20 protein-coding genes are annotated in these 21,707 nt (G+C 71.9%); 9 read left to right on the top strand and 11 right to left on the bottom strand.

The annotated features are described in order from the left end of the window. The first annotated feature begins 221 nt into the window (after positions 1 to 221). Genes SPRI_RS21720 through SPRI_RS21710 form a run of 3 tightly spaced genes read left to right on the top strand, consistent with a single transcriptional unit; the run spans position 222 to position 3,296 of the window. Entirely contained in the window at positions 222 to 1,865 is a 1,644-nt protein-coding gene (locus tag SPRI_RS21720; RefSeq protein WP_005316514.1) for a penicillin-binding transpeptidase domain-containing protein, read from the top strand. 55 nt (positions 1,866 to 1,920) lie between these two features. Then, a complete protein-coding gene (locus SPRI_RS21715) occupies positions 1,921 to 2,415 on the top strand; it encodes a YbaK/EbsC family protein (RefSeq protein WP_037774442.1) in 495 nt (164 codons plus the stop codon). Beyond that, positions 2,412 to 3,296, top strand: a complete 885-nt coding sequence (locus tag SPRI_RS21710; RefSeq protein WP_053557196.1) for an EamA family transporter — start codon at positions 2,412 to 2,414, stop codon at positions 3,294 to 3,296. The genes SPRI_RS21715 and SPRI_RS21710 overlap by 4 nt, the downstream gene beginning before the upstream one ends. A 139-nt stretch (positions 3,297 to 3,435) precedes the next feature. On the opposite strand, the gene SPRI_RS21705 is transcribed toward SPRI_RS21710, so the two are convergent. The 7 genes from SPRI_RS21705 to SPRI_RS21675 all read right to left on the bottom strand — a co-directional run bounded on the left by SPRI_RS21705 (position 3,436) and on the right by SPRI_RS21675 (position 9,075). Then, a complete protein-coding gene (locus SPRI_RS21705) occupies positions 3,436 to 4,215 on the bottom strand; it encodes an SDR family NAD(P)-dependent oxidoreductase (RefSeq protein WP_053557195.1) in 780 nt (259 codons plus the stop codon). Then, the gene (locus SPRI_RS21700) at positions 4,212 to 5,402 is read right to left on the bottom strand and encodes a serine hydrolase domain-containing protein (protein ID WP_037774441.1); all 1,191 of its coding nucleotides are present in this window, start codon (positions 5,400 to 5,402) and stop codon (positions 4,212 to 4,214) included. The genes SPRI_RS21705 and SPRI_RS21700 overlap by 4 nt, the downstream gene beginning before the upstream one ends. Before the next feature lie 69 nt (positions 5,403 to 5,471). Further along, complete coding sequence (locus tag SPRI_RS21695; RefSeq protein ID WP_053557194.1) at positions 5,472 to 5,930, bottom strand: organic hydroperoxide resistance protein; 459 nt, start codon at positions 5,928 to 5,930, stop codon at positions 5,472 to 5,474. Between the two features lie 71 nt (positions 5,931 to 6,001). Then, the gene (locus SPRI_RS21690; protein WP_037774440.1) at positions 6,002 to 6,469 is read right to left on the bottom strand and encodes a MarR family winged helix-turn-helix transcriptional regulator; all 468 of its coding nucleotides are present in this window, start codon (positions 6,467 to 6,469) and stop codon (positions 6,002 to 6,004) included. Positions 6,470 to 6,471: 2 nt separating this feature from the next. Then, on the bottom strand, positions 6,472 to 7,236 hold the full coding sequence (locus tag SPRI_RS21685; protein ID WP_037774439.1) for an energy-coupling factor ABC transporter ATP-binding protein: 765 nt from the start codon (positions 7,234 to 7,236) through the stop codon (positions 6,472 to 6,474). Next, the gene (gene cbiQ / locus SPRI_RS21680) at positions 7,233 to 7,994 is read right to left on the bottom strand and encodes a cobalt ECF transporter T component CbiQ (RefSeq protein ID WP_005316494.1); all 762 of its coding nucleotides are present in this window, start codon (positions 7,992 to 7,994) and stop codon (positions 7,233 to 7,235) included. Before cbiQ ends, SPRI_RS21685 begins: the two co-directional genes overlap by 4 nt. Position 7,995: 1 nt before the next feature. After that, positions 7,996 to 9,075 (bottom strand): energy-coupling factor ABC transporter permease, encoded by a 1,080-nt coding sequence (locus SPRI_RS21675; protein ID WP_005316492.1) that lies wholly within the window; start codon positions 9,073 to 9,075, stop codon positions 7,996 to 7,998. Positions 9,076 to 9,250: 175 nt separating this feature from the next. Here SPRI_RS21675 and SPRI_RS21670 point away from each other — a divergent pair, with 175 nt between their 5' ends. Then, the gene (locus tag SPRI_RS21670) at positions 9,251 to 9,592 is read left to right on the top strand and encodes an SsgA family sporulation/cell division regulator (protein ID WP_037774438.1); all 342 of its coding nucleotides are present in this window, start codon (positions 9,251 to 9,253) and stop codon (positions 9,590 to 9,592) included. A 226-nt stretch (positions 9,593 to 9,818) separates the two neighbouring features. Here SPRI_RS21670 and SPRI_RS21665 read toward each other — a convergent pair whose 3' ends face one another. Further along, entirely contained in the window at positions 9,819 to 11,984 is a 2,166-nt protein-coding gene (locus SPRI_RS21665; protein ID WP_037774436.1) for an MMPL family transporter, read from the bottom strand. 125 nt (positions 11,985 to 12,109) lie between these two features. Then, positions 12,110 to 12,682 carry a TetR/AcrR family transcriptional regulator gene (locus SPRI_RS21660; protein ID WP_005316485.1) on the bottom strand — a complete coding sequence of 191 codons (573 nt, stop codon included), beginning with the start codon at positions 12,680 to 12,682 and terminating at the stop codon, positions 12,110 to 12,112. Positions 12,683 to 12,909: 227 nt separating this feature from the next. On the opposite strand from SPRI_RS21660, the gene SPRI_RS21655 reads away from it, so the two are divergent. Then, positions 12,910 to 16,224, top strand: a complete 3,315-nt coding sequence (locus SPRI_RS21655; RefSeq protein WP_037774435.1) for a S41 family peptidase — start codon at positions 12,910 to 12,912, stop codon at positions 16,222 to 16,224. Between the two features lie 48 nt (positions 16,225 to 16,272). On the opposite strand, the gene SPRI_RS21650 is transcribed toward SPRI_RS21655, so the two are convergent. Beyond that, positions 16,273 to 16,899, bottom strand: a complete 627-nt coding sequence (locus tag SPRI_RS21650) for a MerR family transcriptional regulator (RefSeq protein ID WP_037774433.1) — start codon at positions 16,897 to 16,899, stop codon at positions 16,273 to 16,275. 172 nt (positions 16,900 to 17,071) lie between these two features. Here SPRI_RS21650 and SPRI_RS21645 point away from each other — a divergent pair, with 172 nt between their 5' ends. The 4 genes from SPRI_RS21645 (at position 17,072) to SPRI_RS21630 (ending at position 20,749) form a co-directional block, all read left to right on the top strand. Next, positions 17,072 to 18,625 (top strand): flavin-containing monooxygenase, encoded by a 1,554-nt coding sequence (locus SPRI_RS21645; protein WP_005316476.1) that lies wholly within the window; start codon positions 17,072 to 17,074, stop codon positions 18,623 to 18,625. Next, positions 18,622 to 19,530: an alpha/beta fold hydrolase gene (locus SPRI_RS21640; RefSeq protein WP_005316473.1), complete on the top strand. Its 909-nt coding sequence runs from the start codon at positions 18,622 to 18,624 to the stop codon at positions 19,528 to 19,530. The genes SPRI_RS21645 and SPRI_RS21640 overlap by 4 nt, the downstream gene beginning before the upstream one ends. Then, positions 19,527 to 20,408, top strand: a complete 882-nt coding sequence (locus SPRI_RS21635) for an SDR family oxidoreductase (RefSeq protein ID WP_005316469.1) — start codon at positions 19,527 to 19,529, stop codon at positions 20,406 to 20,408. The genes SPRI_RS21640 and SPRI_RS21635 overlap by 4 nt, the downstream gene beginning before the upstream one ends. A 107-nt stretch (positions 20,409 to 20,515) precedes the next feature. Continuing rightward, positions 20,516 to 20,749: a hypothetical protein gene (locus SPRI_RS21630; protein WP_005316466.1), complete on the top strand. Its 234-nt coding sequence runs from the start codon at positions 20,516 to 20,518 to the stop codon at positions 20,747 to 20,749. 143 nt (positions 20,750 to 20,892) lie between these two features. Here the strand turns inward: SPRI_RS21630 and SPRI_RS21625 are convergent, their stop codons facing one another. Beyond that, positions 20,893 to 21,690 (bottom strand): exodeoxyribonuclease III, encoded by a 798-nt coding sequence (locus tag SPRI_RS21625; protein ID WP_037774431.1) that lies wholly within the window; start codon positions 21,688 to 21,690, stop codon positions 20,893 to 20,895. Between the last annotated feature and the right edge of the window lie 17 nt (positions 21,691 to 21,707).

Genomic DNA, 21,707 nt, shown 5'->3' with positions numbered 1-21,707 from the left:
GGCGGGGGTGGTCTCTTCGTCGGTCCCCCGTGGAGACTCTCGACGGCCCTTCGCGCACGGCCCTATGGGGCTGGACCCCTGGGTCCAGCCGGACCTGGCCTCACGATCGCGTCGCGTTCCCATAACTACCGGCCCTTGTGTCACTCCTGTCACGTAGAGTGCGAAGACTCATGCCCTTGAACGTGTTCAAGGGCATGCACTCTGGGGGAGGGGGCTGCGTCATGCGCAGTGGAGCAAAGGTCGGCATCGTCGCCGGCGCGTTCGTGGTGGTCGCGAGTGGCGTGGGCTACGGCGGCTACAACCTGTACAACGGGCTGACCGGCTCCGGCGGGGGCGACGGGGCGAGCACCAAGGCCGCGTCTGGCGAGAAGCGGAGCGGCCCGCCCGGCGCGGAGGAGATCGAGGAGACCGCGAAGGAGTTCCTCGCGGCCTGGGCCGCCGGCAAGGGCACCGAAGCGGCGCAGCTGACCAACAACCAGGCCGAGGCCGAGCCGCAGCTGACGGGCTTCACCGAGCGGGCGCACGTCTCCGAGGCCGTCATCAAGGCCGGCCGGGCCACGGGCCCGACGGTGCCGTTCACCGTCGAGGCGACCGTGACGTACGAGGGGAAGAGCAAGCCCTGGTCGTACGCCTCGAAGCTGACCGTGGTGCGCGGCCTCACGACGGGCAGGGCGCTGGTGGACTGGCAGCCCTCCGTCGTCCATCCCGAACTCACCGCCGGGACCTCGCTCGTCACGGCGGAGGCGTCGGCCCCGCCGATCAAGGCGTTCGACGACAACGGTGTCGAGCTCAGCGAGGAGAAGTTCCCCTCGCTCGGTCCGGTCCTCGACGCGCTGCGCAAGGAGTACGGGGACAAGGCCGGCGGCACGCCGGGCATCGAGCTGGCGATCACCTCCGCGAACGCCGATGTGCCCGACCGCAGCCTGCTGACGCTGACCGAGGGGAAGCCCGGCTCCCTGCGCACCACGCTGGACGCCGGGGTGCAGGCGGCGGCCGAGAAGGCCGTCAAGGACTACGCCAAGGCGTCCGTCGTCGCGGTCCAGCCCAGCACGGGCGAGATCAAGGCGGTGGCCAACACCCCGGCGGACGGCTTCAACACGGCGTTCCAGGGCGCACAGGCGCCCGGCTCGACGATGAAGATCGTGACGGCGGCGATGATGCTGGACAAGGGGCTGGTGAACGGGCCCAACTCGCCGGTCGAGTGCCCCTCGACGGTCACCTGGGAGCGGGAGTTCCACAACCTCAAGGACTTCTCGATCCCCGGAGCGACGTTCCAGCAGGCCTTCGCGCGCTCCTGCAACACCACCTTCATCAAGCCGGTCAAGCCGCTGGGCGCCGCCGCGGGCACGGCGCTCGGCGAGACCGCCGCCAAGTACTTCGGCATCGGCCTCAACTGGAAGGCCGGCGTGGTCACCGTCGACGGGAAGGTCCCCGAGTCGACGGGCTCGGAGACCGCCGCCTCGTACATCGGCCAGGGCCAGATCCAGATGAACGCCCTCAATGTCGCCTCCATCGCCGCGACCGTGAAGAACGGCGGCTTCAAGCAGCCGGTCATCGTCCCGCAGAGCCTGGACGACCGTGAACTGGCGACCGCGCGGCCCCTGCCGTCCTCGATGGCGGCGTCCCTGCGGCAGATGATGCGGGCGGCCACCGTGGGCTCGGGCACGGCGACGGCGGCCATGGCGTCCGTCAGCGGCGACAAGGGCGCGAAGACCGGTTCCGCGGAGGTCGACGGGCAGGGCGACTCCAACAGCTGGTTCACCGGGTACGCCGGCGACCTGGCAGCCGCGGCGGTCGTCCAGGCAGGCGGACACGGCGGCGACTCCGCGGGCAGCACGGTCGCCCGGGTGCTGAACGCGCGCTGAGCGACCCGGCCAAACCGTTCGCATGGCCCGTACAGCCACCGCTAGCGTGCGGGCCATGAGCACTCACGACGACACCACCGGCGCCCACCCCCGTTTCACCGAGGCCCTGCGCGAGCTCGGTCTCGACGTCCCGGTGCGCCGTTTCCCGGACGCGACCCGCACGGCCGCCCAGGCCGCCGAGGCCATCGGCTGCGACGTCAGCGAGATCGTCAAGTCGCTGATCTTCACCGCGGACGGGACGCCGGTGCTCGTGCTGATGGACGGCTCGTCACGGGTGGACGTGGAGCGGGTACGGCAGGAGCTCGGCGCCGAGTCCGTGAAGCGGGCCGACGCCGACCTGGTGCGCGAGACGACGGGCTATGCGATCGGCGGCGTCCCGCCGTTCGGCCACCGCACCCGTACCCGGGTGCTGGCCGACCGGGGTCTGCTCGACCACGACGTGGTGTGGGCGGCTGCCGGAACCCCGCACACGGTCTTCCCGCTCGACCCCAAGTCCCTGATCGCCCATGCCGGCGGCACTCTGGTGGACGTCCGCGAGCGAACCGCGTGACCCCACTGGTCACCGGTGCGGTCCTCGCGGCCGCCTTCACCCACGCCGGCTGGAACGCGCTGGCGCACCGGATCAAGGACCGGCTGGTCGTCTTCACCCTGATCGTCGGAGGCGCGTCGGTCATCGGCGGGCTGATGGCCCCGTTCGTGCCGGTCCCGGCCGCCGGCGCCTGGCCGTACCTGATCGCGTCGGCGGTCCTGCACGTCGGCTACCACGCCCTGCTGCTGCGGTCGTTCAGCCTCGGTGACTTCGGCCAGGTGTATCCGATCGCCCGCGGCACGGCCCCGCTGGTGGTGACCGCCGCTGCCGCCGTGTTCGTCGACGAACGCGTCAGCGGCGGGCAGTTGGCGGGCGTGGTGGTCGCCTCGGCCGGGCTCGTCCTCCTCGCGGTGTGGGGCGTGCTGCCCCTGGGCCGCCGGACCGGCGGAGGCCGCACGGAGCAGGCCGCGCGGCCGCACTGGCCGGCGGTGACGGCCGCGCTCGCGACGGGCCTGTCGATCTCCGCGTACACCGTGATCGACGGGGTGGGCGTGCGGGCCGCGGGAACGGCGGGCGGCTACATCGCCTGGCTGATGATCCTGGAGGGCATCCCGCTGGTCCTCTACGCGATATGTGTCCGCCGCGCCGCCCTGTGGCCGCAACTGCGGCCGTACGCCGGGCGCGGGCTGCTGGGCGCGGCGATGGCGGTGACCGCGTACGGACTGGTGCTCTGGGCACAGACGCGTGCGCCGCTCGCGCCCATCGCGGCGCTGCGCGAGTCGTCGATCATCGTGGGCGCGGCGATCGGCGCGCTGTTCTTCAAGGAACGCTTCGGCGGGCCGCGGATCGCGGCGGCGGTCCTGATGGTGGCGGGCATCGGCCTGATGCTGACGACGGGCTGACGCCCACCCCGCGGATCCGGCGCCGCCTCGGGCGGGCGTTCCCGGGCGGCCTGCGCCCACTTCCCGCCGGTGCTCCGCGGTGCGCGAGGGCGCGCCCAGGGTCTTTCGTTCCGATCCGGCCTGATCGGAACGAGAGGCCCTAGCGGTCCGCGCGCTCGTCCACCACCATCTGCCTGAATCCGGTGTTGACGGCCAGCAGCCCGCCGTCGACCGGCAGCGTCGCGCCCGTGATCCATGCCGCGTCCCGCGAGGCGAGGAAGGCGACCGCCGCGGCGATGTCCTCGGGCTCGCCGACCCGGCCGAGCGGGTAGACACCGCTCAGGGCCGTGAGGCGGTCCTCCCGGCCCGCCCATGAACGGGTGCGGATCGTCCCGGGGTTGACCTGGTTGACCCGGATGCCGCGCGCGGCTCCCTCGCCCGCCAGCGTGCGGGTCAGCGACGCCAGACCGGCCTTGGCGGCGCTGTAGGCGTGCCCGCCGAAGTCCTGTTCGGCGTTGACCGAGCCGATGTTGACGACGGCGCCGCGGCCACGGGCGGCCAGGTGCGGCCACGCGGCCCGTGCGCACCGCAGCGCGCCGGTGAGGGTGACGTCCAGGTCCTGCTGCCAGCCGTCGTCCGGCAGTTCCTCGAGCGGTCCGAAGTGCCGGGAGGCCGAGAAGGCGTTGTTGACCAGCACGTCCAGGGAACCGAACTGCTCCACCGCGCGGGCCACGGCCGCCTCCGCCGACGCCCGGTCGCCGACGTCGCAGTGGACGAAGGCCGCGCCCTCGATCCCGGCCGCGGTCCGCTCCGCGGCGTCCGCGTCGATGTCGGCGATCAGAACCCGCGCGCCCTCGAACGCCAGCCGGCGTGCCGTGGCCTCGCCGATACCGCGCGCCCCGCCGGTGATCAGTGCGACGTCGCCCTCGAAACGTGTCATAGGGCCGAACGTACCGCCCTGATCAGTGCCTGGGCACGGGGATCGGCGGTAACGCCCTTGCGCATGCCGTTGGTCGTGTACCCGAGGGCGATGCCCGACTCGGGGTCGGCGAAGCCGAGCGAGCCGCCGCGGCCGGGGTGGCCGAAGGACCCCGGTCCGAGCAGCGGCGACGCGGGACCGTGCAGCATGAAGCCGAGGCCGAAGCGGGTGGGCACCACCAGGACCCGGTCCGGTCCGGCGGACTCCTCGGTGCGGGCGAGCGTGAGCGTGGCGGGCGCGAAGAGCCGACGGCCGCCGTCGACCTCGCCGATGGTCGCCGCGTAGAAGCGGGCAAGCGCGCGGGCGGTGGATATGCCGTTGGACGCGGGGAGTTCGGCGGCGCGGTAGGCGGGGTCGTTCTCGTCGGGGAACGGGTCGATGGCCTCGAAGGCGCGGCGGGTCAGGGACGCGGGGTCCCGGTACGCCTCCACCACGGAGCGCTTGGGCCGCAGCCGGAGGCCGCCGCCCTCGGCGGCGGTGGGTTCCGCGACAGGGCCGAGCCTGCCGACCCGGTGGGCCTCTTCGCCGGGCAGCCCTATCCACAGGTCGAGGCCGAGAGGGCGGGCGATCTCCTCCGCGACCCAGCGGCCGGTGCCGCGTCCGGTGACCCGGCGCACCAGTTCGCCGACCAGCCAGCTGTAGGTCTGCGCGTGGTAGCCGTGCTCGGTGCCCGGCTCCCAGACGGGCGCCTGCGCGGCGACCGCGGCCGGTCCTCCGACGCCGTCCGCCGCCTGCTCCGGGGTGAGCGGACGGTCCAGCACCGGCAGGCCCGCGCGGTGGGCCAGGAGATGGCGTACGAGTACACGCTCCTTGCCGGCCGCCTTGAAGTCCGGCCAGTACGTGCCGACCGGCGCGTCCAGGTCGATCTGGCCGCGCTGGTGGAGCAGGAGGACGACGGCCGCGGCGACGCCCTTGGTGGCGGAGCGGACGACCTGTGCGGTGTCGAGTGCCCACGGCTCGTGCCCGTCCACGTCCCGGGTGCCCGCCCACAGGTCGACGACCTTGCGCCCGTCGCGGTAGACGGCGACGGCCGCCCCGCGCTCGCCGCGCTGCTCGAAGTTGCGCGCGAAGGCGTCCGCGACCGCCTCGTAGCCGTCCGCCACCGTGCCCCGGACGTCCACCACGTCTGCTCCTTCGCTGCGATCCATCCCCCCATGGTGCAACGTGGTCCGGACCCCTTCGACCGCGGGGCGGTCACGGGCCCGGCCCGGGGCGGGTCAGCTGAGGACGATGGAGACGTCGATGTTGTCGCGGGTGGCGTTGGAGTACGGGCAGACCTGGTGGGCGGCGGCAACGAGGCGCGCGGCGAGGTCCTGGTCCACGAGCGGCAGGGAGATGTTGAGCGCGACGGCGAGCCCGTACCCGCGTGCCTTGTTGGGCCCGATGCCGACCTTGGCGGCGACGGCAGAGCCGCTGAGGTCGAGGCCCGCGCGGCGGCCGACGAGCACCAGGGCGTTGTGGAAGCAGGCGCTGTAGCCGGCGGCGAAGAGCTGTTCGGGGTTGGTGCCGCGGCCGTCCCCGCCGAGCGCGGGCGGCATGGCGACACGGAGTTCGATCTGCCCGTCGTGACTCGTCACATAGCCGTCGCGGCCGCCGTGGGCGGTGGCCTCCGCCACGTACATGATCTTGGTGGGGCGGGTGTCGGCCGTGTCCGTGAGGTCGACCTGTTCGCTCATGCTGCGTCCCCGAGTGTGTGCACCGGTGCGATTACCTCGCGCACAATGTATCCGAGCGGAGGAGACGCTTCCTACTCGGGGGTAGCCTTCGTCGCCGCGTCCGCGAGCCGGTGCAGGTCCGCGCGGAGCCGCGCGATCTCCGCCGCCTCGAGGCCCGTGCTCACCAGCAGTTGGGCAGGCACCGCCTCCGCCCGTTCGCGCATCGCCTCACCCTCCTCGGTGAGCAGCAGCCGCACCGAGCGCTCGTCGGCGGCGGAGCGCTCGCGGCGCACCAGGCCCGCGGCCTCCAGCCGCTTCAGCAGCGGCGAGACGGTGCCGTAGTCGAGCCGCAGCGCGGCCCCCAGCTCCTTGACCGGGATCTCGCCGCGTTCCCACAGCACCAGCATCGTGAGGTACTGCGGGTAGGTCAGGCCGAGTTCGGCGAGCAGCGGCCGGTAGGCGGCCGTGACCGCCCGCTGCGCCGCGTACAGCGCGAAGCACAGCTGGTCGTCGAGCAGCAGCGACGGCGCCCCGCCCCGGTCCTCGTATCCACGCCCCATGTTCACGCGCCTATTGTCACGGACCTCGGATCGAAGCCGAAGGGCAGCTCCAGCCGGTGCGCGCGCATCAGATCGTCGTCGCCCAGCAGCTCCTGCGTGCTCCCGTCCGCCACGACGACCCCGTCGCTGAGGATCACCGAGCGGGGGCACAGCTCCAGGGCGTACGGCAGGTCGTGGGTCACCATCAGCACGGTGACGTCCAAGGCCCGCAGGATGTCGGCCAGTTCGCGCCGCGAGGCCGGGTCCAGGTTGGACGAGGGCTCGTCGAGCACCAGGATCTCCGGCTCCATCGCGAGCACCGTGGCGACCGCCACCCGGCGACGCTGCCCGAACGACAGATGGTGCGGCGGGCGGTCGGCGAACTCGGCCATACCGACCCGGTCCAAGGCGGCCATGACCCTGGCCTCCAGCTCGGGGCCGCGCATCCCGGCCGACGCCGGGCCGAACGCCACGTCCTCCCGGACGGACGGCATGAACAGCTGGTCGTCCGGGTCCTGGAAGACGATGCCGACGCGGCGGCGGATCTCCGCGAGGTTCTCGCGCCCGACCGGGAGTCCCGCGACGGAGACCGAGCCGACCCCGCCGGCCAGGATGCCGTTGAGGTGGAGGACGAGCGTGGTCTTGCCCGCGCCGTTGGGACCGAGGAGCGCGACCCGCTCGCCGCGCCCGACCGCCAGGTCGACGCCGAACAGCGCCTGGTGGCCGTCGGGATAGGCGTACGCGAGCCCGCGCACGTCGAGAGAGGGAGGCGGCGGCGTCTCGTTCATAGCGTCCATCCCAGCAGACAGACCGCGAGCGCGGTCACGGGCAGTGCGGCGGCGTACGACCACTGGGCGCGGGTCGCCCGCACGTCGTCGAGGACCGGCATCGTGCCGGTGTAGCCCCGGCTGACCATCGCCAGGTGCACCCGTTCCCCGCGCTCGTAGGAGCGGATGAACAGGGCGCCGGCGGACTTGGCCAGCACACCCCAATGGCGTACTCCCCGCGCCTCGAACCCGCGGGAGCGCCGGGCGATCGACATCCGGCGCATCTCGTCGGCGATCACGTCGCCGTAGCGGATCATGAAGGAGGCGATCTGGACCAGCAGTGACGGCAGTCGCAGCCGCTGAAGTCCGAGGAGCAGGGAGCGCAGCTCGGTCGTCGAGGCGAGGATCACCGAGGCCGCGACGCCCAGCGTGCCCTTGGCGAGGATGTTCCACGCACCCCACAGGCCGGGGACGGAGAGCGGGATGCCCAGCACCTCGGTCTGCTCGCCGGGCACCACGAAGGGCATCAGCAGGGCGAACGCCACGAAGGGGATCTCGATCAGCAGGCGCTTCAGCAGGAAGCCGGCGGGGATCCGGGCCACCGTCGCGACCGCGCCGAGGAGCACCGCGTACAGCGCGAACGCCCAGACCGCCTCGCGCGGGGTGGAGACCACGACCAGCACGAAACCGAGGACGGCGAGCAGCTTGCAGTGCGCCGGCAGCGCGTGCACCGGCGAGTGGCCGTGCCGGTAGAGCTTGTGGGCGTGGCCCGCGCCCATGTCAGACCGAGCCCTGGACGGATTCGGGGCGGGCGTCCTCGCTGCGGCGGCGGCGCACCACGTAGAAGACGCCGCTGCCGACGGCCACGGTCGCGCCGACCCCGATCACCCCGGCCAGGCCGCCGGAGAGCCGGGCGTCGGAGACGTCCTCGACGCCGTAGTCGGCGAGCGGCGAGTCGGCGGCGGCGTGCTCCTCGACGGTCCTGTCGATGCCCTTGTCGGCGGCGACCTTCTCCAGTCCGTCGGGGTCGGCGGAGGCGTAGAAGGACACGAAGCCGGCGAGGACGAGGCTGGTCACCAGGCCGCCGAGCCACAGCCGGCGCGGCGAGCGGGCGGTGACGGGCGCCGGTGGGGCCGCCGCCGGAGCGTCGACGAGTTCACCGCCGACCCGGAGCTTCAGCGGCGTCGACAGGCCCCGGGCGCCGTACACCAGGTCGGGCCGTACGGCGATGACCGCGCCCACGGTCAGCATGGTGATCACGGCCTCGCCGATGCCGATCAGGACGTGTACGCCGACCATCGCGGTCAGGACGGAGCCGACCGGGACCTCGGTCAGGCCGCCGACCGCGTAGAGCAGGGTGAAGGCCGCGGCGGCCGCGGGGACGGACACGAGAGCGGCGACGAAGGAGGCGGCGGTCACGGAGCGGCGGGTGCGCGGCAGGATCTTGACCAGGCCGCGGAAGAGTCCGTACGCGACGAGGACGGTGACGACGCCCATGACGGTGATGTTGACGCCGAGCGCGGTGAGACCGCCGTCCGCGAAGAGGATGCCCTGCATCAGCAGTACGACGGCGATGCACAGCACGCCCGTGAACGGCCCGACGAGGATGGCCGCGAGCGCACCGCCGAGCAGATGGCCGCTGGTACCGGCCGCGACGGGGAAGTTGAGCATCTGGACGGCGAAGACGAACGCGGCGACGAGCCCCGCGAGCGGCGCCGTACGGTCGGCGCCGGGGAGCTCCGAAGGAGATCCGCCCAGCTCACTGCGGGCGCCGCGGAGGCTGACGGCGACCGCGCCGGCAGCGACGACCCCGGCAGCCACCGAGACGGGCGCATTGATGAATCCGTCGGGGACATGCATGGAGGGCTCCGCTTCGGACAGACGAACAAGTGCTCAATGATAGTGCCCTGCTGCAAATGACTTGCAAGAGCGCATGGATCACAAATGAACACGGCTCCACGGAGGACGACGGAGCGCCCCATCCGAAATATGGGACATTAGAGACAAAGCGGACGCGAGTGTGAGGAGCTTGCCGATGTCGCACGCCGTCAAAGAGCAGGCAAGTGGCCGGATCGTCACCGACGCTCCGCAGCACCGACCAGTTCGCGTCTTCCTGAGCTACGACCCCGCCGAGGATCCCGCGACCATCAGTTTCGCGTTCCCGAGCGGCAAGGAGTGGACGTTCCCGCGTGAGCTCCTCGAGTCGGGGCTGCGAGCACCCACCCGGGACGGGGACATCGGCATCTGGCCCTGCGGACGCGTCCAGGCGATCATCGAGTTCCACACCTCGGACGGTGTCGCGGTGGTCCAGTTCGACTCGCAGACCCTGATCCGTTTCCTCCGCCACACCTACGCGGTGGCCACTCCGGCGCTCTGAGGCCAGGCATTCCACGGACGCACCGCGGAGCGGACGCTCCGGGACGCGGCTGACGCACACAAACAGGTGGCCGTATCCGCCTTGCCGGCGGATACGGCCACCTGTTCCCTGACGGCCCCCGTCCCCACGGTGCCGTCGCGGCGCCGGAGGCCCGCTCTCCCTGTGGCGCGGCGAAGGCCGCGCCACAGGGCGCCTCCGGAGTTCTGTGCTCCCGGTCCCTGGACGGTCAGACGCGGACCAGCTCGCGGTCGCCGTCCGGGCCGCCGGAGCTCTCGGAGAGCTCCTCGCGGAGCTTCTCGCCCTCCACGTCGACGTTGGGCAGCACCCGGTCCAGCCAGCGGGGCAGCCACCAGGCCTTGTGGCCGAGCAGGGCCAGGACCGCCGGCACGATCGCCATGCGGACCACGAACGCGTCGAAGAAGACGGCGATCGCGAGGCCGAAGCCGATCATCTTCACCATCTGCTCGCTGGAGCCGATGAAACCGGAGAAGACGGCGATCATGATGACGGCCGCGGCGGCCACCACCCGGGTCCCGTGGCGGAAGCCGGTGACGATCGCCTCGCCGGGCCGCTCGCCGTGGACGTACGCCTCCCTCATGCGGGTGACCAGGAAGACCTCGTAGTCCATGGCGAGACCGAAGACGACACCCACCATGAAGATCGGCATCATCGACATGATCGGGCCGGTCTGCTCCACCCCGAGCAGCGAGCCCAGCCAGCCCCACTGGAAGACGGCCACGACCGCGCCGAGTGCCGCGACGACCGACAGCAGGAACCCGAGGGCGGCCTTGAGCGGCACCAGCACCGACCGGAAGACCACCATCAGCAGCAGGAAGGCGAGACCGACCACGAGCGCGAGGTAGGGCAGCAGCGCGTCGTTCATCTTCTGCGAGAAGTCGATGTTCATCGCGGTGGCGCCGGTGACGAGGACCTCGTCACCGCTGCGGTCGCGGATGTCGTGCACCAGGTCCTCGGTGGCGACCGAGGACGGCCTGTCCTTGGGGATGACCGTGATCATCGCGGTGTCGCCGGCCTTGTTGAGGATCGGCGGGGTGACGGCGGCGGCGCCGTCGAGACCCCGGACGACCTCGACCGTGCGGTCCGCGACGCTCTTGTCGCCGTCGACGACCACCATCAGCGGGCCGTTGAAGCCGGGACCGAAGCCGTCGGAGAGCAGGTCGTACGCCTTGCGCTGGGTGGTGCTCACCGGCTGGGCGCCGTCGTCGGGCAGACCCATCTCCAGCGACGCGGCCGGTATCGCCATGGCCCCGAGGCCCACGACGCCCGCGAGCAGCACGGTGACCGGGCGGCGCAGTACGAAACGCGCCCAGCGGGTGCCGGCGTTCGGCTTGTCGGAGACGGCCCCGCCCTTGCGCACCTTGCGGCCGAGCACCCGCTTGCCCGCGAAGCCGAGCAGCGCCGGGATCAGGGTGAGGGCGATCAGGACGGCGATGACGACGGTGCCGGCGGCGGCGAAGCCCATCTTGGTGAGCATCGGGATGTTGACCACGGCCAGGCCGACGAGGGCGATGACCACGGTCAGGCCGGCGAAGACGACCGCGGAACCCGCGGTGCCGACGGCCCGTCCGGCCGCCTCCTCGTGCTCCCTGCCCTCGGCCAGTTCGGCGCGGTAGCGGGAGACGATGAAGAGCGCGTAGTCGATGCCGACCGCCAGGCCGATCATCATCGCGAGGGTCGAGGTGGTGGAGCCGAGGTCGAGGACGTTCGCCAGCGCGGTGATCGTGGAGATACCGATGCCGACGCCGATGATCGCGGTGAGCAGCGGCAGTCCGGCGGCGACCAGCGAACCGAAGGTGATGACGAGGACGATGCCCGCGACGACGACACCGATGATCTCGCCGGCCCCGGTCTCGGGAACCGCCTGCAGCGCGTCACCGCCGATCTCCACCGTCAGGCCCGCTTCGCGCGCCTCGGTGCCCGTCTCCTCCAGCGCCTCACGCGTCGCGTCGGTCAGCTCCATCGAGCTGACGGCGTAGGTGACGGAGACGTACGCGGTGGACCCGTCCCGGGAGACCGCCTTGGCGGTGTACGGGTCGGTGACCGACGCGATCTGGTCGGAGCCGTCCTTGAGCTCGGAGACGGCCTTGTCCACCTCGGCGCGGTGGCCGGCGTCGGTCATCTTCTCGCCGTCAGGGGCCTTGAAGACCACCCGGGCGGTCGCGCCGTCGGCGCTGCCGCCGGGGAAGCGCTCCTCCAGCAGGTCGAAGGCCTTCTGGGCCTCCGTCCCCGGGATGGAGAACGAGGAGGAGGTGGCGGTGGACGCGGTGGCCGCGCCGACGCCGGCGACGGCGAGCAGCGCCACCCACAGCAGGGCGACGAGACGGCGGCGCCGGAAGGCGGACCGTCCTAGCTTGTAGAGAAACGTGGCCACGAGGGCTACTCCCGTATATGAGGGCGAACAAGGGCATGGGGAGCCGGCCCGACGACGAGAGCGGCGCGCGTCAGGTGCTGTGCTGTGGTGCAGCGGGGAGGGTGGGTGTCAACGACCCGGGGAGGTCAGACGCCGAGGGCGGGGAGGACCACGGCGTCGAGATAGTCGGTGAGGAAGGCTTGGTCGGGGGTGCGGTCCTCGATCAGATGCCGGACGACGAAGGCGCCGACCAGCATGTGCGGTACGTAACCCAATGCCGGGTTGTCCGCGCTGACCTCACCCCGGTCCACGGCCCTCCGCAGCAGCGCGTCGAGGCCGGTGATCTCCGGCTCGACGAGCAGCTCGCGCAGGGCCTCGTGGAGATCGGGGTGGGCGTGGATCGCCTGGGCCAGACCCCGCATCAGCGCGGAGTCCTTCTCCATCTGACAGTCGTCGGTCCGTCCGATCATGGCGTGGAAGTCGCCGCGCAGGGTGCCGGTGTCGATGTCGCCGACATGCACCGGCTTGCTGTGCTTGAGCGCCGTGGCGACCAGCTCCGGCTTGCTCTTCCACTGGCGGTAGAGCGTGGCCTTGCTGGAGCGCGTACGGGCCGCCACGGCGTCCATGGTCAGGCCGTCGTAACCGACCTCGCGGAGCAGGTCGAGCACGGCCTCGTACAGCTGCGCCTCGCGCTCCGGGGTGAGCCGGCTGCGTGTCATGCCTGCCTCCCGGTCGCAGTCGATCGAACGAAACTGTTTCGTACACTTCGAGCGTACCCGGGGTGCCATCGAAACGAAACCGTTTCGATTGTGGCCTCGGTCACGGAAGCAACCGGCCACGGACATCCGGCCGCCGAGCGCCGGACCGGCCGGGCCGCCCCCGGGCGCTCGGGATCCGCCCCGCCCACGAGTTGCCGCGACCCTTGGGCGCCGAAAGCATGGGGAGGGTGAGTGACGACGCCGCGTATCTCCGCTACCCGCATCTGTACGGCGACCTTCTGTGCTTCGCCGCCGAGGACGACCTGTGGATCGCGCCGCTGGTCCCGGAGGGGAAACAGCCCGACCGGGCATGGCGGCTGACCGTCGACCGCACCCGGGTCGGACACCCCCGCTTCTCGCCCGACGGCCGCCACATCGCCTACACGAACTGGCGCAGCCTCGACCCGGAGATCCATCTCGCGCCCGTCGACGGCGGCCCCGCGCGCAGGCTGAGCTACTGGGGCTCGACCGACACCCGGGTCTGCGGCTGGACCCCCGACGGACAAATCCTCGCCGTCTCCTCGCACGGCCAGCCCTTCTCGTACTTCTCCTGGGCCTACAGCATCCCGACCGACGGCTCCCCCGGTGGCCGGCTCCCGTGGGGACCCGTCTCCGACATCGCCGTCACCGACGAGTCCGAGCGCCCCTCCCAGGCCGGCGGGACCGGCTGCGAGCGGCGCACCCTGCTGCTCACCGGCAAGCCGCCGCACGAACCCGCGGCATGGAAGCGCTACCGCGGCGGCGCGACGGGCCGGCTGTGGTTGCACGGCGAGCAACTGCTCCCCGACCTGGACGGGCACCTCGACTGCCCCATGTTCATCCACGGCGACGGCGCCGCCCGGTGGTCGGAGGACGACGGCAGGGTCGCGTTCCTCTCCGACCACGAGGGCGTGGGCAACCTCTACTCCTGCCGCCCCGACGGGACGGGACTGCTGCGCCACACCGACCACGACGCCTTCTACGCCCGGCACGCGGCGAGCGACGGCCACCGGGTCGTGTACCAGTGCGGCGGCGACCTGTGGATCGTCGACGACCTGACCACACCCGACTCGGTGCCGCGCAAGCTGGAGGTACGGCTCGGCGGGCCGCGGGCCGGCCGACGCACCTACCAGGTGCCGGCGGCCGGCCATGTGGGCGCGATCTCGGTCGACGAGACGGGGCGGGCCAGCGCCGTCAACGTGCGCGGCAGTCTGTACTGGCTCACCCACCGCGACGGCCCCGCCCGCACCATCGCGGACACCCCCGGCGTGCGGGTACGGCTGCCGGTGATGCTGGGCAGCGGCGGGCAGGTCGCCTACGTGACGGACGCGGACGGCGAGGACGCCGTCGAGATCGCGTACCTGCCGCGCGCGACCGGCGACCGGGAGCCGCGCCGGCTCGCGTCGGGGCGGCTGGGGCGGGTGCTGGAAATGGCCGCCGACAGTGAGGGCGAACGGATCGCCATCGCCTCCCACGACGGCCGGCTGCTCCTGATCGACGCCACGGAGGACTCCGCGGGCGAGGTCACCGAACTGGTCCGCTCCGTCAACGGGCCCGTGCGTGACCTGTCGTTCTCCCCCGACGGGCACTGGCTGACCTGGTCGCACCCCGGCATCGGACGCTCGCTGCGGCAGATCAGGATGGCCCGGATCGCCGACCGTACGATCGTCGACGTCACCAACGGCCGTTTCGAGGACGAGAATCCGGTCTTCACGCGCGACGGCCGCTATCTCGCCTTCCTCTCCTGGCGCGGCTTCGACCCGGTCTACGACGTGCACACCGGCGACCTGTCCTTCCCGCTCGGCTGCCGCCCCTATCTGGTGCCGCTCTCCTCCGCGACGCCCTCGCCCTTCGCTCTCACACCGGAGGGCCGGCCGGCCGCCGGCGGGCTCGACCCGCTGGAGGAGTCGCCCGACAGCGCGGTGCTCGTCGAGATCGAGGGCCTGGAGAACCGGGTCACGCCGTTCCCGGTCGCCGCCTCCAAGTACTCGGCCCTGCACGCGGTCGCCGGCGGCGGCCTCGTCTGGCTGCGCTGGCCCATCTCCGGCGCGCTGGGCGAGACGTTCGTCAACCCGGCCGACACCTCCGGCAGGCCCACGCTGGAGCACTTCGACATCTCCAAGGCGCGCAGGACCGAACTGGTCGGTCACCTCGACTGGTTCGCGGTGAGCGGCGACGGCACCCGGCTCGTCGTCGTCGACGAGGGCGACCTGCGTGCCGTGCCCGCCACGGAGACCGGCGACCTCGACTCCACCGTCTACCTAGACATGCGCCGCATCCTGCACGAGGTGGACCCGGTGGCCGAATGGCGCCAGGCCTACGCGGAGGCCGGCCGCATCATCCGCGGCTACTTCTGGGAACCGGACATGTGCGGGATCGACTGGGACGGGGTGCTGGAGCAGTACCGGCCGCTGGTCGAACGGGTCGCCTCCCCCGACGAGTTCGCCGACCTGATGCGCGAGGTCCTCGGCGAACTGGGCACCTCCCACGCCTATGTCACCGGGGCACGGCGCAACGAAGGACCGCCGCACTACCAGCGGGCCATGGGCCTGCTGGGCGCCAATCTCGTCTGCCGGGACGGGAAGTGGGTGGTCAAGCGCATCCTGCCGGGCGACTCCTCGGACTCCAAGGCCCGCTCCCCGCTGGCCGGCACGGGCATCAGGGAGGGCGCGGCCCTCACCCACGTGGACGGCCGCCCTGTCGACCCGGTGGCGGGGCCGTACCCGATGCTCTCCGCGGCGGGCGGAACCACGGTCGAGCTGACGTTCCTGCCCGCGGAAGCGGAGGGCGCAAGCCCTCCGCGCCGGGTCGCGGTCGTCCCGCTGATCGACGAGCGGCCGCTGCGCTACCAGGACTGGGTGGCCAAACGGCGCGCGGTGGTACGGGAGGCCAGCGGCGGCAAGTGCGGTTACCTGCACATCCCCGACATGGGCGGGTCGGGCTGGGCGCAGTTCAACCGCGACGTCCGCATGGAGGTCTCCCGGCCGGCGCTCATCGTGGACGTCCGCGGCAACGCGGGCGGCCACATCAGCGAGCTGGTCATCGAGAAGCTGACCCGCAAGATCCTGGGCTGGGACCTCACCCGCAACGCCGAGCCGGTCTCGTACACCTCCAACGCGCCGCGCGGGCCGGTCGTCGCGATCGCTGACGAGGCGACCAGTTCGGACGGGGACATGATCACGGCGGCGTTCAAACTGCTGGGCCTCGGCCCGGTGGTGGGCACCCGCACCTGGGGCGGTGTGGTCGGCATGACGGGCCGTCACCGGCTGGGCGACGGCACGGTGATCACCGTCCCGATGAACGCGGCGTGGTTCGACGCCTACGGCTGGTCGATCGAGAACCACGGCGTCGAACCGGACGTGTACGCCCTGCGGACACCACTGGACTGGGCGGAGGGGCGCCATGTGGGTCTCGACGACGCGATCCGGCTGGCCCTGGACATGCTCAAGGCGGCCCCGGCCGCCGTGCCCCCGGACTACTCCGAGGTCCCCGACCTGCGCCGGCCGCCGCTGCCGCCACGCTGAGTCCCGCTCAGCACCGGGCGCCGGCCTGGCCCGCGGGCCCGGCCCCGGTCAGGCCGGAGGCGTCCTGCGCAGGCGGCGGTCCATGGCCATGGACAGCTCGGCCTCCACGACGCTCTTCGCGAGCGGGCGGAGCCTGTCCACCTGCCCGTCGGCGCTGTGGGTGGTGAGGACGTCGACGAACAACTCGGCGAGTTCCTCCGCGTGGGAGCGGACCCGGCGGCCGGCCTCCAGCACCACCGACAGGGGCACGCCCTCGCGCACCAGCGCGGCCGAGACGTCCAGCAGCCGGCGGCTGATGTGGACGATCTCCTCGCCGTCCGTCGCCAGGTAGCCGAGCTCCAGCGCGGTGGCCAGGTTCTCCGGGGTGACCTGCCCCTCGAAGTAGTCGGCGAGCGCTTCGGGGGTAAGACGCACGGGCGTCTCCTCGGACGGTTCGCCGAGGCCGAGGACCTCGCCCACGTCCCGTCCGCTCTCGAAGGCCGTGGCCAGGTCGGCGATGCCGTTGAGGGTGTGGCCTCGCTCCAGGAGGGCGGCGATCGTGCGGAGCCTCGCGAGGTGCTGCTCGTCGTACCAGGCGATCCTGCCCTCCCGGCGGGGCGGCGGTATCAGCCCCCGCTCGCGGTAGAAGCGCAGGGTGCGCACCGTGATCCCGGCCTTCTCGGCCAATTCCTCCATGCGGTACTCACGCGCTTCCTTCACAACAGAAGCCTATGTTGTACCGCCGGTAACTTGTGGCGTCCTACCCCTACCGCTCGGTATGGAGCTGCTCTACCCTCCCAACCATGCCAGTGATTGCTGGCAACGTTTTTGTGTTCGGTACGGGACCGTTCCAGCGGGAGGCGGCGGCATGGGCCAGCAGCAGCACGAGCACGTACGAGTGGCGGTGATCGGATCCGGATTCGGCGGCCTCGGCGCGGCCGTCCGGCTGCGCCGCGAGGGGATCACCGACTTCGTCGTCCTGGAACGCGCGGATTCGGTCGGCGGCACCTGGCGGGACAACGACTACCCGGGCTGCGCCTGCGACGTCCCGTCGCACCTCTACTCGTTCTCCTTCGCCCCCAACCCCGACTGGCCCCGGACCTTCTCGGGCCAGGAGCACATCCGCGCCTACCTGGAGCACGTGGCCGACACCTTCCGGCTCCGTCCGCACCTGCGGCTGAAGCACGAAGTGCTGATGATGCGCTGGGACACCGACGCGCTGCGCTGGGAGATCGAGACCTCGCAGGGCACGCTCACCGCCGATGTCGTCGTCTCCGCGACCGGGCCGCTCTCCGACCCGAAGATGCCCGACATCCCCGGCCTCGCCGACTTCCCCGGCAAGGTCTTCCACTCCGCCCGCTGGGACCACGACTACGACCTGCGCGGCAAGCGCGTCGCGATGGTCGGCACCGGCGCGTCCGCGATCCAGATCGTGCCGTCGATCCAGCCCGAGGTCGGAAAGCTCACCCTCTTCCAGCGCACACCTCCGTGGGTGATGCCCCGTGTCGACCGGAAGATCTCGGGGGCGGAGCGCTGGCTGCACCGGCAGCTGCCGTTCACCGGCACCGCGCGGCGCGGACTGCTCTGGGGCATCCGCGAGTTGCAGGTCCAGGCGTTCACCAAGCGGCCGAACGAGCTCGGGCTCGTCGAGCAGCTCGCCAAGGCCAACATGCGCAAGGCGATCAAGGATCCCGCGCTGCGGGCCAAGCTGACGCCCGACTACCGCATCGGCTGCAAGCGCATCCTGCTCTCCAGCACGTACTACCCGGCGCTCGCGAAGCCCAACGTGGACGTCGTCGCCTCCGGGCTGAGCGAGGTGCGCGGCTCCACGGTGGTGGCCGCCGACGGGACCGAGGCGGAGGTCGACGCCATCGTCTTCGGCACCGGCTTCCACGTCACCGACATGCCGATCGCGGAACGGGTCGTCGGCGCCGAGGGAATCACGCTCGCCGAGGCGTGGAAGGACGGCATGGAGTCGCTGCGCGGCGCGACCGCCGCAGGCTTCCCCAACTGGATGACCATCATCGGTCCGAACACCGGGCTCGGGAACTCCTCGATGATCCTGATGATCGAGTCCCAGCTGAACTACATGGCCGACTACATGCGGCAGTTGAACCTGCTCGGCGAAGGCTCCGCCCTCGCCGCCCGCCCCTCCGCCGTCCACGCGTGGAACCGGCGGGTGCAGGAGCGGATGAAGCGGACCGTGTGGAACACCGGCGGCTGCACCAGCTGGTACCTGGACAGTTCCGGCCGCAACACCACCATCTGGCCCGGCACCACCACCGAGTTCCGGGGCGCGACCCGGCACGTGGACCTCGCCGAGTACGAGGTGGTCCGGGCCGGCGCCGGCAGGCAGCCGGTCGTGGAGGCCGCCGGCGCCCAGGGCGGCACGGGCACGAAGGACGCGGAGGTCGTCGCATGACCCGGCTGCTGCGTCGCTCCGACGCCCCGCCCGTCGCCGACCGTGAACTGACCGCGGTCTCCGCCGACGGGGCGCGTATCCACGTCGAGGTGCACGGCCCCGAGGGAGCCCCCACGGTCGTGCTGGCCCACGGCTGGACCTGCTCCACCCTCTTCTGGGCCGCCCAGATACGGGCCCTGGTCCCCGACCACCGTGTCGTCGTCTACGACCAGCGGGGCCACGGACGCACACCGGCCGGAGCGGTGGGCACCGAGCGGCTCGCCGACGACCTGGAGGCCGTGCTCGGAGCCGTCCTGGCGCCGGGCGAGAAGGCCGTGCTCGGCGGGCACTCCATGGGCGGCATGACGATGATGGCCGCGGCGGGCAGGGCCGGTTTCCGCGAGCACGCGGCGGCCGTGCTGCTGTGCAGCACCGGCAGCGCGCGGCTCGTCGAGGAGTCCGTCGTGCTGCCGATGCGGCCGGGCCGGCTGCGCACCAGGCTCACGCACCTGATCCTCGGGGCCCGCGCACCGCTCGGCCCGGTCACGCCCGTGTCCCGGCGCATCCTCAAGTACGGCACGATGGGCCCCGGTTCCTCACCGGAACGGGTCGACGAGTGCGCGCGCATCGTGCACGCCTGTCCGCGGACGGCCCGGGTCGCCTGGTCGCAGGTCCTCGGCGAACTCGACCTCGAGAAGGGCGTCCGGGCCCTGGACGTACCCGCGATCGTCGTCGGCGGCACCGCCGACCGGCTCACGCCCATGGTGCACGCCAGGCGGCTGGCCGCCGAACTCCCGCAGTGCCTCGAGCTGGTGGAGCTCGCCGGGATGGGCCACATGACACCGGTGGAGGCCCCGGAGGCCGTCACCGCCAAGATCCGTGAACTGACCGGCGCGTACCTGGACACCAAGGAGGAAGCCGCATGAGCAGGGTGAGCCTGGAAGGGCAGGTCGCGGTCGTCACGGGCGCGGCGCGCGGCGTCGGCGAGCTGCTGGCACGCAAACTGTCCGCGCGCGGCGCGAAGGTGGCGCTGGTCGGCCTCGAGCCGGACGAACTGAAGAAGGTCTCCGAGCGGCTCCACAGCGAGAGCGACCACTGGCACGCGGACGTCACCGACCACGAGGCGATGGCCCGGGTCGCGCAGGAGGTCAAGGAGCGGTTCGGCAAGATCGACATCGTCGTCGCCAACGCGGGCGTGGCGTCCGGCGGGCCGTTCCTGCACTCGGATCCGGTCGCGTGGCGGCGGGTCATCGAGGTCAATCTGATCGGCAGCGCCGTGACGGGGCGCGCGTTCCTGCCCGTACTCCTGGAGAGCCGCGGGTACTTCCTCCAGATCGCCTCGCTCGCCGCGATCACGCCGGCGCCCATGATGTCGGCGTACTGCGCGTCCAAGTCGGGTGTGGAGGCGTTCGCGCACAGCCTGCGGGCCGAGGTCGGGCACCGCGGTGTGCGCGTCGGGGTCGGGTACCTGTCCTGGACGGACACCGACATGGTGCGCGGCGCCGACCAGGACGACGTGATGCGCGAGCTGAGGCAGCGGCTGCCGTGGCCGTCGAACCGCACGTATCCGCTCGGTCCCGCGGTGGACCGGATCGTCGCCGGCATCGAGCGCCGTTCCTCGCATGTGTACGCGCAGTGGTGGCTGCGGGGGATGCAGTCGATCCGCGGTTATCTCCCGGCGGTCATCGGCACGGTGGGACAGCGCGAGATGCGCCGGTTCGAACCGCGTCTCGACGGCGTCTCCACGGGCCTCGTGGGGGCCGGCGGGGCGGCCGACGAGGCGGGCCGGAAGCAGAACCACTGAGCGTAACTGATCGAAATGCGTGCTTTGTCCGTGCGTGCAACGCTGGTCGCAGCCCCGGGGGCATGACTGCCCCCGACCCCCCACACCCCTCTTAGGAGTGACATTTCATGGGCATCTCAGACCAGTTCAAGGACAAGGCGCAGGAGCTCGCGGACCAGGCGAAGCAGAAGGCCGGCAAGGGAGACCAGTCGGAGCGCGCACGCCGCGCCCGCGAAGAGGTCTCCGAGCGGACCCAGCAGGGTCGCGAGCAGCAGGGCGCCCGGTCCCGGGAGTCCATGCAGGAGCGTGGCGAGAACGCGATGCGTGAGCGCCGCGACAGGGTCGAGGACTACGACGCCTGACGAGGCCCCGTAGCACCACCGACGAAGGGCGCACCCGCAATACGGCGGGTGCGCCTTTGTCGTGCCCTTGCGGCGGGTGCGCCTTTGTCGTGCGGTGCGCCTTTGTCGTGCGGTTGCGGCGGGGCGCTCCGGGCGGCCGTCGGTCAGTTCTCGTAGACGGCCGTCACCGGCGCGTGGTCCGACCAGCGTTCGCCGTGCGTCGCCGCCCGCTCCACCCACGCCTTCACCGCGCGCCGCGCCAGACCGGGCGTCGCCACCTGGTAGTCGATGCGCCAGCCGGAGTCGTTGTCGAAGGCGCGCCCGCGGTAGGACCACCACGTGTACGGGCCTTCCTGGTCCGGGTGGAGGTCGCGGACCACGTCCACGTACTCCGCCTCGGAGAAGACCCGGCCGAGCCACTCCCGCTCCTCGGGAAGGAAGCCGGAATTCTTCCTGTTGGACTTCCAGTTCTTGAGGTCGGCCTCGTGGTGGGCGATGTTCCAGTCGCCGCAGACCACGACCTCGCGGCCGTCGGCCGCCGACCGGGCCCGCAGCTCCTTCAGGTACGGCAGGAACTCGCTCATGAAGCGCATCTTCTCGTCCTGGCGCTCCGTGCCGACCTCACCGGACGGCAGGTACAGGCTCGCCACCGTGACACCGGGCAGGTCGGCCTCGACGTACCGTCCGCTGCCGTCGAACTCGCTCGAGCCGAACCCGATCCGCACCGCGTCCGGTTCACGCCGCGTGAAGAGGGCGACGCCGGCGCGGCCCTTGGCGGCGGCGGGGGCGTACACCGTGAACCGGCCGTCGGGGTTCCGGACCTCGGGGGGCAGCTGATCGGCCTCGGCGCGCACCTCCTGGAGGCAGACGACGTCGGCGGCGGTGGTGGCCAGCCACTCGACGAAGCCCTTTTTCGCGGCGGCACGGAGACCGTTCACATTCACGGAGGTCACGGTGAGCATCCCGGCACCATACCGGC

The organism is Streptomyces pristinaespiralis, assembly GCF_001278075.1.
Taxonomy (GTDB): Bacteria; Actinomycetota; Actinomycetes; order Streptomycetales; family Streptomycetaceae; genus Streptomyces; species Streptomyces pristinaespiralis.
The sequence above is the reverse complement of the archived record's forward strand: the minus strand, read 5'-3'. Positions and strand labels throughout refer to the sequence as shown.